Raw genomic sequence first — 13,964 nt, 5'->3', positions numbered from 1 at the left:
TCTGCTGCCTTCGAACGTATTTATGTCAGGTACAATAAACGAATCTTTTGGTTTGGTAAACAAATAATTGAGGATGATTTTGTAATAGAATGCTTGGTACAAGATGCATTTCTGAGATTATGGGAATATCGCGAAAAGATGGAATCTCCTGATCATATCTTTTTCTTTTTGAGATATGTTATGAAATACAGTTGCTATTCGCATTTTGCTAAACCGAAGAATAAGTTTTTTAGAACTGTAAGTTCACTAGAAAGTTATGAGAATTATCAAAGTTATTTGGCTGGATATGATTCCGCTAATGTATTAGAAAACCTGAACGAACAAGAAACTCAACAGCACTATTTTGATCAAATTATAAAAGTATTACCCTTATTAAGTGCTGAAAGAAAGCATTTGATTGAACTCTGTTTAAAACATGGATTTAAATATAAAGCGATTGCTAAAGCAATGGGAAGAGGAATCAAAGAAACCAGTAATGAAATTAAACATGCTATTGATGATCTTAAGAAGATTCTAAGTCATCAAGATAAGTTAGCAATTAAAACCAAAACAATCTCTACTGAAGAGAAAAAAGATCAAATATCCGAAACACAATCGTTGATTTTAAAACTTCGATGTGAGCATAAACAATCTTTTTCAACAATAGCTTCAGCATTACAATTGTCTCAAAAAGAGGTACACAATGAATTTATAGTCGCTTATAAATTCACGCAACAAAACAAGGTTCAATCCCTAAACTATTGATCATGGAAAAATCTACCTTAATACTCACTCGAAAAATACAATTAATTATCGATTTACCAACCCAAGAAGAACGTAAAGAGGCTTTAGACAAGCTTTATAGATGGCAAAATAGATGTTTTAAAGCTGCTAATTTGATTGTTTCTCATTTGTATGTACAAGAAATGATGAAAGATTTTTTGTACCTCTCTGAAGGTGTTAAATATAAATTAATGGACGAGAAGAAAGATGCAGAGGGTATATTAAAAAATTCGCAAATGAGTACCACTTATCGTGTGCTATCAGACCGTTTTAAAGGTGAAATTCCAACCAATATATTATCTTGTTTAAATAATAGACTCCACAGTTCATACAACAAAGATTCTCAAAGATATTGGAAAGGAGAAGCTTCGTTAAAAAACTTCAAACGAGATATGGCATTTCCTTTTGGAGCAGAAAGTATACGTAGCTTCTCTTACAATCCTGAGAAAAAATGTTTTTGTTTTCGGTTGTTTCAACTTCCATTCAAAACCTATTTGGGAAAAGATTTTACAAGTAATAAAAGGTTATTGGAACAAGTGGTAAGCGGAGAAATTAAACTTTGTACATCACAAATAAAGTTAGAAAAAAGTAAAATATTTTGGTTAGCTGTTGTTGAGATCGAAAAAGAAAATCATCAATTACAACCCGAAATTATTGCAGAAGCTTCCCTCTCTTTAGAATATCCGTTGGTTGTAAAAATAGGAAAATCTCGGCTTACTATAGGAACCAAAGAAGAGTTTCTATACCGAAGGTTAGCGATACAAGCGTCCCGTAAACGAATACAAATTGGGGCAACTTATGCAAAATCGGGCAAAGGAAAAACGAGGAAACTAAAAGCGCTAGATAAAATGAGTCAAGTAGAAAAAAATTATGTGCATCATCGACTACATGTTTACAGCAGAAAGTTAATTGATTTTTGTGTAAATAATAAAGCAGGAACACTTATTTTAATGGATCAAGAAGAAAAGATAGAGCTGGCCAAAGAAGAAGATTTTGTACTGAGAAATTGGAGTTATTATAAACTGATGACCAAAATAAAATATAAGGCAGATAAAGCAGGAATTGAGCTTATAACAGCTTAAAAATATAATTTTTGAGGGTGATTGTACACCCGTAAGGTGAGGTTGATAATAAACACTCACTAAATATAAACAACATATATAACGCAAGGGCCAATTTTTTTTCATCTACAGATACTTGCTAGATACTCCCAACATAAAGGCAGGATAAAGGCAACATAGTGGCAGTAGAATGTATGTAAAAGATTTTTGTAGTTCAGGGGTTGTAATAATTGCCAAGTTGTTTTTTATACAAAAAAATGTTTAGTGGAAAACAAAAGGATATCATTTTTAAAGTTTCAATGAATTTAAACTCGTCATTTGAGCAATGATAATCTTTAAATTTCATTTAAAAAAGTAGATTTTAGTGTTGTACTATGTAATATTTATAATGTATTAAGTAAAATCCATTATGTATTTGTGAGAGGCTGGAATTTTCAAGGCTTCGAAATAACACAAAATCACTTTTTGAATACAAATATAAAATGAAGTAGATTACCAAAATAACCTTTGAGAATCATTTAAATCGTAAGAACACATGACCAAAAACAGTATTTCCACTTGATATTCAGCACAATGACCAAGACGATTCAAACCTCTAAAATAAGTATCATTTGATGCTATTCTGAAATAAACTCAGAATGATAAAATCCGTAAAACGTTAAGCGTAGAACGTAAAACTTAATAAAACCTATGTTTCTATTGTGGTTAGAATATTCATTTTTTATTCGGTATTCTTCTTGAAGGGGCACAACAACGATGTAAAATTAACCCTTAGACAAGCAAATTAACTAGAAGTGACGAATAATGAACCTAATTGGTTATCCATTAACCTAAATGGAGGTTGTATGCACTAAAATGCATTTTTTCTGTATCGGTTGTGTATCCACGCTATATGTATTCTGTATCCATTGTATATCCATTCCGTATGGTTTGTTCGGTGCTCGTGTATCGAAAGGTTGATTACCATTTAGACAAAAAAAGTAACTATTCAACTAAAAAAGTCAATTTATTACATAAATGAGACGCAACAATTTATTTCTTCAAAATCTTAAAACTATGTTGATTCGAATTTATTTTAACGAAATAAACGCCAGAAGTAAGATGTTCTAAATTTATCTGTGAAACTGTTGTTTGAAACTTCTTTTCATAGACCTGTATTCCTGTTTCGTTATATATAGAAATTGTAGGTTGCTTTAAAATCTGCGAAAAATGAAGGTTACTCTTTACTGGATTTGGATACACTTGCAAAGTTGAAATAGTATGATCTGTTGTAGTCAACTTCTCTTGTGCTTGAGAAAAATGTAATAAAGTCGCCAAAGCTCCTTTCGCTACTTCTGTCAAATAATTCAAATCTAAATTAGCTATTATATCTTGAGCAGTATGTGCATAAGGTGTTTCATTCTTTTCGAAAAGTCCAGTTATTGGATAACCAACTGCCTGAAAAGGCATATAATCGGAACTATAAGCATTCGAAATTTCAGTTTTTAGAGTTGTATACAAGGGAAAAATATTCGCCATTTGATTAGTCAAATCAGAAGAAGCTGCATTATTTGATGTTGGATTACTTTCATCTTGCTCACAAACAATTGTCGAATTTACTTTATTCGCCACTCCTCCTACCTCATCAATATTCAGAACAGCTTTAATGTTTAAATTCTGAGGAACTGCAATTTGATTGACATATGTCTGACTTCCTATTAAACCGCGTTCTTCTCCTGTAAAATGAATAAACTTGATCGAATAATCAGTATCGATATCTTTGATTAATCGAGCAATTTCTAATAAAGTAACCGTTCCCGATCCATTATCATTCGCTCCAGGTCCATTTAATGTATCATAATGACCATCGATGATAATAAATTCATCAGGATATTTTTTTCCAATTTTTGTTATGATCAAATTATTTCCAACATTTCCAAAAACATTAACTGATTGTTGCTCTATAGTGGCATAACCATATGTTGTATAATAAGATTTCAACCATGTAAATGTATTTTCATGAGCTGACGAACCAACAGTTTTAATTCCGAAATCTTGAAATTTTTGTAGCTTTTGATGAACAGAATCATATTTAACTTGATCTACTATCGATTGATAGAATGGATTTAACTCTTGTGCAGCCGCATTAATAGAAAAAACAAATAATGGTAGAAATATATACTTCATATTCTCTAAATTAATTAATCAACAGTAAAACGTAAAAGATTAAAAATTATTCAAAATAGTTTTTAATTCTTCGATACTTTCTGTTGCATTTTTCTTGATATGCGTAATAGATGAATTGGTATAGGTATCTGATGGATCGATATAGATAATTGGGACATTTGTTTTTGCATAATCTTTGAGCGAAGCAGCTGGATACACTTGCATCGATGTTCCAATAATTACCAAAATATCTGCCTTTAAAACCTCATCAATCGCATTTTCTATTTCCGGAACCATTTCGCCAAACCACACAATATGCGGACGAAGTTGATTTCCATCTTCAGCCAAATCTCCAAGTTTGATATCTTTATTCCAATCAATAATTTGATTCTCATCTTTTTCGCTTCGCGCTTTTCTCAATTCGCCATGCAAATGTATTATTTTAGAAGAACCTGCTCTTTCATGCAAATCGTCTACATTTTGAGTGATAATTACAACTTCAAAATCATTTTCTAACTCTTTCAAGAAATGATGCGCTGCATTGGGTTCTACTTCGAATAATTGTTTTCGACGTTGATTATAGAATTCTTGAACCAATTTTGGGTTTCTTTGATAACCATCAATCGAAGCGACTTCCATAATATCATGATTTTCCCACAAACCATTCGCGTCACGAAAAGTAGAAATTCCACTTTCAGCACTAATTCCAGCTCCGGTTAAAACAACTAACTTCTTTTTCATTTCGAATGTATTAATTGAAGTAAATATAACTTTATAAAACAACAAAACTCCATTTATAGAAATGGAGTTTCGGTTTTATTTTATTTTTTTAAGTTCATCTAATTTGACTAGACACATAATACTAAATGTTGCAAACATGGTCAACGTAAGAATTGCTGCATTAATTATCATAAGCTCTGTTTTTGGGTTATTAATTTGAATTAAAGTTACTTCAAATCATTTCCACCGAAAAGTATTTCATTAAGAAATAACGACTTAACTCGCTTATTTTTAATGAATAAACTTTAACCTCGAAATATAAAAAAACCTCAATTGGGAACAACTGAGGCCTTTCTCTACTAAAACTTAAGTACCATGAAAACTCAACTAACTTATATAAAGACTAGTACTTGCCTTAGATCCATCAAACGATATACCAAATTATATTTCAGCATGTTAAAAAAATAAAAGCAGCCAATAAATTGACTGCTTTAAATAATTTGTATTAAAAATATACTTAGAAAGTGTATTTATTTTCTTTGATTAAAAGATCTGCAATTTCAGTTTTCAAGTTAACTACGTTTGGATATTCGTTGTAACGTGTAAATCTTCTTAAACCAGATAACATCATGCGTTGCTCATCTCCTTCTGTGAAAGAAACGATACCGCGAGTAGCTTCTGTTTTAATAATTTCTACCGATTTGAATAATTGTAATTGAACTAATTTTTCTGCATTCTTCGCTGCATCAGCACCTTTTACATTTGCAATTTTTTCTGCACGTAACATCGCCGATTCTACCATATAAATTTCTTGCATAATACGAGAAGCCGCAATAATCAACTGTTGGTGTTGCTCTAATTCTGCACCAAACTTTTGCAAAGCAGAACCTGCAACCATAAAGAACGCTTTCTTAAGATTTGCAATAATTTCTTTTTCTTGCGCAAATAATTCTGAATAATCTGGGACATCAAAAGAAGGAATAGACATTAATTCGTTCGCCACATTCATTGCAGGAGACATTAAATCTAATTTTCCTTTGAATGCTCGTTTTACTAACATCGAAACACATAATAAGGTATTGATTTCGTTTGTTCCTTCGTAAATTCTAGAAATACGTGCATCTCTCCAAGCTGCTTCCATTGGCATTTCTTTCGAATATCCCATTCCTCCGTAAATCTGAATTCCTTGATCCGCAGAAATTTGAGCAGCATCAGAAATCCAAACTTTTAAGATAGAAGCTTCAATTGCATATTCTTCGATACCTTTTAATTCCGCTTCGTTATGAGGCATTCCTTTTGCAATATTATCTTCGATTGCATCTTGCACATCTTTCGCTGCACGATATGCACCAGCTTCTGAAGTAAACGCAGAAACAGCCATATCAGCTAATTTCTCTTTAATCGCACCAAATGTATTGATTGATGTATTGAATTGTTTACGTTCTGAAGAATATTGTAACGAATAATCTAAAATACGACGTTGCGCATCTAAACATGCTGCTCCTAATTTGATACGACCAACATTCAAGGCATTCATCGCAATTTTGAATCCTCCGTCTCTTTCTCCTAAAAGATTTTCAACCGGAACACGAACTTCATTAAAGAAAACTTGACGTGTTGATGAAGAAACAATTCCTAATTTATCTTCTTCTTCTCCTAATGAGAATCCAGCACCAGCTTTATCTTTTTCTACAATGAAACCTGTGATATTTTTATCATCATCAATACGTGCAAAAACAATGAATAAATCAGCAAAACCTGCATTTGTAATCCACATTTTTTGACCTGTGATGATATATTCTTTACCATCTTCTGATAAAACAGCTTTTGTTTTTCCTGAATTTGCATCAGAACCTGCTTCCGGCTCTGTTAAACAGTAAGATGCAAACCACTCTCCTGTTGCTAATTTTGGTAAATATTTTTGTTTTTGCTCTTCTGTTCCGTACAATAAAATTGGCATTGTTCCAATTCCAGTATGTGCTCCAAAAGCTGTCGCTAACGAACCTGTTGCTCCTGAAATATAGTCACACACTAACATTGTTGTAACGAATCCCATTCCCATTCCACCATATTCTTCTGGAACAGAAATCCCTAATAAACCTAATTCACCAATTTTACGCATTAATTCTTCAATCAACGCATAATCTTTTTTCTCAATTTGGTGTTTTTTAGGCACTACTTCTTTATCAATAAACTCTTTTGCAGATTGCAAAATCATTTGTTGTTCTTCTGATAAATCTTCGTAAGTGAAAATATCATTGTAAGAGGCATCTTTAATTAAATATTGACCTCCGATTAATCTATTTGGATTTGTAGACATATTTTTTTGTTGTTTAGATATTAGATTTTAAAATTGAGAAGTTAGATAAATTTGAAATCTATCATCTAACCTCTCAATTCTATATATTATTTTAGATATTCGAAAATTGAAGCTGCTCCTTGTCCTGTACCAACACACATGGTTACCATTCCATATTTCGCTTTACGCGCTTCCATTTCATGTAACAATTGCACGGTTAATTTCGTACCCGAACATCCAAGTGGATGCCCTAAAGCAATTGCACCTCCGTTTACATTGACGATATCAGGATTAAGATTCAACTCGCGCATAATTGCAACTGATTGAGAAGCGAAAGCTTCATTCAATTCGATTAACTGAATATCTTCTAATTTCATTCCTGCTTGTTCTAACGCTTTTGGAATTGCAAACAAAGGTCCCATTCCCATAATACGAGGTGCTAAACCTACCGTAGAATATGCAACTAAGCGTGCAACTGGCTCAAGACCTAATTCTTTCACCATATCTTCTGACATTACCATAACGAAAGCTGCTCCGTCCGACATTTGAGAAGAGTTACCTGCTGTAACTGAACCTCCTTGCGCAAAAACAGGACGTAATTTTGCTAAACCTTCGATAGATGTATCAGCACGTGGTCCTTCGTCCACTTTAAAATCAATTTTCTTTGTTTGAACTTTTTCTTTATCATCTAAGAAACTGTATTCAACATCAATTGGAACGATTTGAGATGCAAATTTTCCTTCAGCATTTGCTTTTAATGCTTTTTGATGCGAATTGAATGCAAATAAATCTTGATCCTCACGAGACACTTTAAATTCTTTTGCTACTTCTTCAGCTGTTAATCCCATTCCCCAATAATAATCTGGATGATCTTTCGCTAAATCTGTTTCTGGAATTGGTTTGTAACCTCCCATCGGAATATACGACATCGATTCTGCACCACCTGCGATGATACATTCTGCCATTCCCGTTCTAATTTTAGCAGCTGCCAACGCAATTGCTTCTGATCCTGATGCACAGTAACGGTTTACTGTAACACCTGGAACTTTGTCTGTGTCTAATCCCATTAATGAGATAAGACGTGCCATATTCAATCCTTGTTCTGCCTCTGGCATTGCACATCCAACGATTAGATCGTCGATACGTGTTGGATCTAAAGTTGGATAATCTTGCATTAAGCGCTTGATTACTGTAGCTGCCATTTCATCTGGACGTGTAAAACGCAATGTTCCTTTTGGCGCTTTTCCTACAGCTGTTCTATATCCTGTAACTATATATGCTTGTTTCATTTTTTTTAAGTATTATTAGATTGTACAATGTAAAATGTATGATGTACAAAGTATTTAATTATAGTTCTGAATTAATTTGACCAACATATTCTGTATATGTTTTAAATCTTTTAATAAATTATCCGAAATCTCTACTTGAATAAATTCTAAATCTCTTGCTAAAATAATTTGACATTTCAATTCGAAAGACGAACCTAAAGCTATATTGAGAAAATTAATAAATTGAGCATTCGAATTTCGACCAGCACCTTCTGCAATATTTGAAGCTATCGATACGCAAGCTCTTCTTGATTGAGAGGTCAAACCATAAATCTCACTTTTAGGATAATTTGAAGTAATCTCATAAAACCTTTTCGTAAAATTCATTGTTTTTTGCCAAACGATTAACTCTTTAAAATCATGCATAAATACTTTTTACATGTTACTTTTTACTTAATACAAATATTAATTACGCAACGGTTTACCTGTTTTTAACATATGCTGAATTCGCTCTAATGTTTTTCTTTCTCCACAAAGAGATAAGAATGTTTCGCGCTCTAAGTCTAACAAGTATTGTTCTGAAACATAAGTTGATTCAGATAAATTACCACCTGTCATTACATATCCTAATTTATTCGCAATTAAACGATCATGATCCGAAGCAAAACGTCCAGCAACCATAGAGTCTGTTCCGACATAGAACATTCCCATCGCTTCTTTTCCTAACACTTCTACTTTACGTTGAATTGGTTGTGTGTAACCTGCTTCTGCCAAAATAATTGCATGTTTCTTCGCTTCTGCAATTTGACGTTCTGCATTTACCACTACAATATCTTGCTCACGAATAATTCCCATATTCTTAGCTTCATAAGCTGAAGTTGCTACTTTCGCAGTTGCGATATTCATGAAATTATCGCGCAAATGATTTACTTTTACATCATCTTTTAAAGCGAATTCAGTTGCACGGCGCGCAAATTCTTTCGAACCTCCACCACCTGGGATTAATCCAACTCCAACCTCAACCAAACCAATGTAAGTTTCGGCAGCAGCTACAATTTTATCCGCATGCATCGACATTTCGCAACCTCCACCAAGCGTCATTCCGTGAGGAGCAACAACAACTGGAATAGATGAATAACGAACACGTATCATCGTATCCTGGAACATTTTGATTGCCATATTCAATTCCCACCAATCTTGTTCTGCAGCCATCATCATAATCATGGCTAAATTAGCACCAACAGAGAAATTATCTCCTTGGTTACCAATTACAACTCCACGATAATCTTTTTCTGCTAACTCGATTCCTTTATTGATTCCTTGTAAAACTCCTCCTCCAAGAGAATTCATTTTAGAACGGAACTCAATATTGATGATTCCATCTCCTAAATCTTGAATAGATGTTTCTTGGTTTGACCAGATTTCATTTGTTTTTCTAATGTTATCTAAAATAATAAATGCATCTTGACCTGGAATTAATTCGAATTGCTTTGATGATTGATTATAGAATAATTTTTTACCATTTTCGATTTTATAGAAAGAATCTGCACCAGTTGCTGCTAATTCTTTTACCCAATCCGAAACCTTGAAACCTTCTGACTCTACTAATTGAATTCCGTTTTGTAATCCAACTAAATCCCATGTTTCAAATGGACCATATTTCCAAGCGTAACCTGTTTTTAAAGCATCATCAATTGGATAAAGTACATCTGTAATTTCTGGAACACGTTGAGAAACATAAGCGAATAATGAAGCAAAATGTTTACGGATTAATTCTCCAGCTTTACCAGAATCTTTCAATAAAACACCTAATTTATTACGCATAGATCCTGCATTTTTAGCAGTTTCTACAGCAGTAACTTTTGCGCGTTCCATTGGACGATACTCTAACGTATCAAGATTTAAGGCAAAACGATTGGTATTTCCTTCTTTATCAATTTCTTTATAATAGAAACCTTTTTTTGTTTTATCTCCTAAGAATTTATTCTCGATTAAGAAATCCAAGAATTTTGAATCTTTCAAACCTTGGATCATTTCGTCATTTGGCGCATTTTGCTGTAAACCTTTTGTTACATTATATGCTGTATCCAAACCAACCAAATCACCCAATTTGAATGTTCCCGTTTTTGGACGACCCAAAATAGAACCTGTCAAAGTATCAACTTCTTCAATCGTTAATCCAATTTCTTGCGCCAATTCCATCACTTTTGCCATCGAGTAAACTCCTACTCTATTCCCAATAAAACCTGGCGTATCTTTACATAAAACTGGTGTTTTACCTAAAAATAATGATGCATAGTTTTGGAAAAACTCAATAACAGATTTATCTGTTTGAGGAGTTGGGATAATTTCGAATAATTTTAAGTAACGTGGCGGATTGAAGAAATGCGTTCCGCAGAAATGTTTCTGAAAATCTTCTGAACGACCTTCAGCCATCAAATGAATTGGAATACCAGAAGTATTAGAAGTGACTAAAGTTCCTGGTTTACGGAAGTTATCTACACGCTCAAAAATAGATTGTTTAATATCCAATCTTTCGATCACAACCTCTATTACCCAATCCGAGTTTTTAATCTTCACGAAATCATCATCAAAATTCCCTACAGTTATACGAGAAGCAAATGCTTTGTCATAAATTGGTGAAGGATTGCTTTTTAAAGCAGCATCTAAGTGAGTTTGAGCAGTTCTGTTACGAACTACTTTACTCTCTAAAGTAAGTCCTTTCGCTTGCTCTTGTGGTGTAAGCTCGCGAGGAACCATATCTAACATCAAGACTTCGACTCCGATATTTGCAAAATGACATGCAATACCAGAACCCATCACTCCTGATCCTAATACAGTTACGTGTTTAACGTGTCTTCTCATAATTGTTTTTAAATATTTTTTTGTCCGATATTAATTGGTTAATCTTATAAATCACTTCCAAGAAAATTTGCATTTTCTCTGGTTCGATGTGATTATTAATTGATTCATTAAATTGCAAAACAAAATGTTTTGAAATATCTCTCATTCTTAATCCTTCTTCAGTCAAAGTGATCAACACACTTCTCCCATCTTCTGGATTTGGTTTTCGAACGATAAAATTTCTTGCTTCTAAGTTTTTTAATGTTCTCGACAAGCTTGTTGGCTCTATTCCCATCTTTGGTCCTAGCGACGTACTTGGCGTACCTCCTTTCGGATCTATTGATAATAATGTAAAGGCATACACCATTGTAGAATCGTAAGCACCAGCTTGCTCATTATACATTTTCTGAACTGACAACCATGTTGAACGCAATAAATAATCTATCGTTAAATCTTCTCTTAACATATTTTAGTGTATGTCTAACAAATATAATCTTTTTTTACTATGCAAGCATAATAAAGTTTTAAAATTTAATTTTGTTTAACAAATAATGATTCAATTTACTACTTCTCAATGAAATGTAACTTTAAATTATGATTAATAAAATAAATAGTATGATTAAATAATACTTAAATTTATTCCATTAATAAAAAACCGACTGTAGTAGTGTAAAAATACGCTATAATTAGTATCGAAAATAAGTATAATGTTGGTTTTGTATTATAAATAAATAAGATTGTTTAATCTCTTTTCAACGGCATACATTCGTAGAAATTTTAAAATACTGCTTATGGAATCAAACCATACGATGAACAAAGTAACAGCGGCAACGCTCTTAATCGCATTTGGAATCATTTACGGTGATATTGGAACAAGTCCTTTATATGTAATGAAAGCGATAATTGGCGAGAATCGCGTGATTGAAGAGAGCATTGTCTACGGAGGCGTATCATGTGTTTTTTGGACTTTGTGTTTTCAGACTTCTATCAAATATGTATGGTTGACACTAAAAGCGGATAATGATGGCGAAGGAGGAATTTTTTCTTTGTATTCATTAATCAAGAAAAAAGGTAAAAACCTAATTATTCCAACCATCATTGGAGCTTCTGCTTTGCTCGCCGATGGAATTATCACCCCCCCCGTTTCCGTCTCTTCTGCTGTTGAAGGACTACGAATGCTAAACGGACTCGAAAATCTACCTACTATACCTATTGTAATCTTCATCCTTTCGATGTTATTTTTCTTCCAACGATTTGGAACAAATAAAGTAGGAAAAATATTTGGACCATTTATGGTTTTATGGTTTACAATGCTTCTAGGCTTAGGAGTTTTACATATCGTACATCATCCAAGTATCATCAAAGCATTAAACCCTTATTACGCGTATAACTTGTTAATGAATTATCCTCACGGATTCTGGATTCTTGGCGCTGTATTCTTGTGTACAACAGGTGCTGAGGCATTATACTCCGATTTAGGACATTGTGGTCGAAAAAATATTAGAATTAGTTGGTTGTACGTTAAAATCTGTTTAGTAACAAACTATTTAGGACAAGCAGCTTGGTTAATGCATCAAGACAATCCTATGTTAGATGGTAGAAATCCTTTCTACGAAATGATGCCAGATTGGTTCTTAATTCCTGGAATTTGTATTGCCACAGGTGCAGCTATTATTGCGTCTCAAGCTTTGATTACAGGATCTTTTACATTAATCAATGAAGCTATCAACTTAGGTTTTTGGCCAAGAACATTAATTATTCAACCAAACGAGCACAAAAGCCAAGTTTACATTCCTACAATCAATTTTATGTTATGGGCTGGCTGTGTCTTTATTGTTTTATATTTCCGAGATTCGTCCCATATGGAAGCCGCCTACGGTCTTGCCATAACGGTTACCATGTTAATGACGACTTTCTTGTTATCCTATTATCTTAATTATTATACAAAATTCAACAAAGTATTTATTGTGGCAATTTTGTCGATTTTCGTAGCAATAGAATCTTCATTTTTCGTAGCAAATGTTGTCAAATTTGTTGATGGTGGCTATTTAGCATTATTAATGGGATGGCTGTTCTTTGTAATAATGTATTGTAGTTTTTACGGAAAAATTCTTAATTCACGAAACTTAGAATTCGTAAAAATAAAGCGCTACGCAAATGTATTAACAGAATTGAGCGAAGATAAAACAATCAATAAATACTCGACTTTCTTGTTTTACTTAACGAAATCTACGAATCCAAAAAATATCGAAAAATACAGTATTCAATCTATTTTATCAAAACGCCCAAAACGTGCAGATGTTTATTGGTTTGTAAACATTAACCGAGATAGTGAACCCTATACGTTGAGTTATAAAATATTGCCAATTGTCGATCAAAAAATATATCGAATTACATTTAATGTAGGATTTAGAGTTCAGCCAAAAACAGAACAATATATCAAAAAAGTAATCAACGATATGTATGCAAATGGAGAATTAGAATTAAAATACCTGAGTACCTGTTTGAAAAAATACAATCAAGATCCTGACATGAAATTTGTTTTGATTGAGAAATTTCCTTCAATTGAAACCAAATTAAGTATGAAAGAATTTTTCACACTAAAAGTTTATTATTTATTAAAGAAAATAGAATTCAACATTCCGAAATCTTTTGGTCTAGAAAAGAACGACGTTGTTATAGAACACATTCCTCTTTATATGCACAAACATAATATTGACGATTTAAAAAGAATTCAATAAGAAATAGAAATCCTGAAATAATTTTTCAGGATTTTTTTTGTAAATATTTTATAGATTGATAATTATCAAATAATTTTTATAAATTTATATCAATCAACAAAATAAAATATTTATAAAAAATTAA

The 13,964-nt window shown here is 32.7% G+C and carries 10 protein-coding genes; 3 read left to right on the top strand and 7 right to left on the bottom strand.

The window, feature by feature from the left end; translation table 11 throughout:
• Together HXZ69_RS11885 and HXZ69_RS11880 are read left to right on the top strand one after the other, a co-directional pair.
• Positions 1–744, top strand: a 744-nt coding sequence (locus HXZ69_RS11885) for an RNA polymerase sigma factor (protein WP_502875747.1), incomplete at its 5' end; no start/stop codon positions are given.
• Positions 745–746: 2 nt separating this feature from the next.
• The gene (locus HXZ69_RS11880) at positions 747–1,844 is read left to right on the top strand and encodes a hypothetical protein (RefSeq protein WP_286496106.1); all 1,098 of its coding nucleotides are present in this window, start codon (positions 747–749) and stop codon (positions 1,842–1,844) included.
• Between the two features lie 1,011 nt (positions 1,845–2,855).
• On the opposite strand, the gene HXZ69_RS11875 is transcribed toward HXZ69_RS11880, so the two are convergent.
• From HXZ69_RS11875 to HXZ69_RS11845, 7 genes are all read right to left on the bottom strand, one after another.
• On the bottom strand, positions 2,856–3,989 hold the full coding sequence (locus HXZ69_RS11875; protein WP_286496105.1) for a M20/M25/M40 family metallo-hydrolase: 1,134 nt from the start codon (positions 3,987–3,989) through the stop codon (positions 2,856–2,858).
• 39 nt (positions 3,990–4,028) lie between these two features.
• Positions 4,029–4,709, bottom strand: coding sequence for an SIR2 family NAD-dependent protein deacylase (locus HXZ69_RS11870; RefSeq protein ID WP_286496104.1), 681 nt, complete (start codon positions 4,707–4,709; stop codon positions 4,029–4,031).
• Positions 4,710–5,205: 496 nt separating this feature from the next.
• Complete coding sequence (locus tag HXZ69_RS11865) at positions 5,206–7,008, bottom strand: acyl-CoA dehydrogenase FadE (RefSeq protein ID WP_286496103.1); 1,803 nt, start codon at positions 7,006–7,008, stop codon at positions 5,206–5,208.
• A gap of 86 nt (positions 7,009–7,094) precedes the next feature.
• A complete protein-coding gene (locus HXZ69_RS11860) occupies positions 7,095–8,276 on the bottom strand; it encodes an acetyl-CoA C-acyltransferase (RefSeq protein WP_286496101.1) in 1,182 nt (393 codons plus the stop codon).
• A 54-nt stretch (positions 8,277–8,330) separates the two neighbouring features.
• The gene (locus HXZ69_RS11855) at positions 8,331–8,681 is read right to left on the bottom strand and encodes a four helix bundle protein (protein WP_286496100.1); all 351 of its coding nucleotides are present in this window, start codon (positions 8,679–8,681) and stop codon (positions 8,331–8,333) included.
• A gap of 39 nt (positions 8,682–8,720) precedes the next feature.
• Complete coding sequence (locus HXZ69_RS11850) at positions 8,721–11,120, bottom strand: 3-hydroxyacyl-CoA dehydrogenase/enoyl-CoA hydratase family protein (RefSeq protein ID WP_286496099.1); 2,400 nt, start codon at positions 11,118–11,120, stop codon at positions 8,721–8,723.
• Positions 11,104–11,565 (bottom strand): MarR family winged helix-turn-helix transcriptional regulator, encoded by a 462-nt coding sequence (locus tag HXZ69_RS11845; RefSeq protein ID WP_019976592.1) that lies wholly within the window; start codon positions 11,563–11,565, stop codon positions 11,104–11,106. Before HXZ69_RS11845 ends, HXZ69_RS11850 begins: the two co-directional genes overlap by 17 nt.
• 325 nt (positions 11,566–11,890) lie before the next feature.
• Here HXZ69_RS11845 and HXZ69_RS11840 point away from each other — a divergent pair, with 325 nt between their 5' ends.
• Positions 11,891–13,840 (top strand): KUP/HAK/KT family potassium transporter, encoded by a 1,950-nt coding sequence (locus HXZ69_RS11840; RefSeq protein ID WP_221854639.1) that lies wholly within the window; start codon positions 11,891–11,893, stop codon positions 13,838–13,840.
• Positions 13,841–13,964: the final 124 nt, after the last annotated feature.

The sequence above is a fragment of the Empedobacter sp. R132-2 genome (genome assembly GCF_030324375.1).
GTDB lineage: Bacteria > Bacteroidota > Bacteroidia > Flavobacteriales > Weeksellaceae > Empedobacter > Empedobacter falsenii_B.
Note: the sequence above shows the minus strand (reverse complement) of the source record. Positions and strands in the feature narration are given on the sequence as shown.

What these genes read in the sequence shown, in the direction of transcription:
- HXZ69_RS11870 (WP_286496104.1), bottom strand. Translation starts at nt 4,709, where the DNA reads ATGAAAAAGAAGTTAGTTGTTTTAACCGGAGCTGGAATTAGTGCTGAA.
- HXZ69_RS11865 (WP_286496103.1), bottom strand. Translation starts at nt 7,008, where the DNA reads ATGTCTACAAATCCAAATAGATTAATCGGAGGTCAATATTTAATTAAA.
- HXZ69_RS11850 (WP_286496099.1), bottom strand. Translation starts at nt 11,120, where the DNA reads ATGAGAAGACACGTTAAACACGTAACTGTATTAGGATCAGGAGTGATG.
- HXZ69_RS11875 (WP_286496105.1), bottom strand. Translation starts at nt 3,989, where the DNA reads ATGAAGTATATATTTCTACCATTATTTGTTTTTTCTATTAATGCGGCT.
- HXZ69_RS11845 (WP_019976592.1), bottom strand. Translation starts at nt 11,565, where the DNA reads ATGTTAAGAGAAGATTTAACGATAGATTATTTATTGCGTTCAACATGG.
- HXZ69_RS11840 (WP_221854639.1), top strand. Translation starts at nt 11,891, where the DNA reads ATGGAATCAAACCATACGATGAACAAAGTAACAGCGGCAACGCTCTTA.
- HXZ69_RS11880 (WP_286496106.1), top strand. Translation starts at nt 747, where the DNA reads ATGGAAAAATCTACCTTAATACTCACTCGAAAAATACAATTAATTATC.
- HXZ69_RS11855 (WP_286496100.1), bottom strand. Translation starts at nt 8,681, where the DNA reads ATGCATGATTTTAAAGAGTTAATCGTTTGGCAAAAAACAATGAATTTT.
- HXZ69_RS11860 (WP_286496101.1), bottom strand. Translation starts at nt 8,276, where the DNA reads ATGAAACAAGCATATATAGTTACAGGATATAGAACAGCTGTAGGAAAA.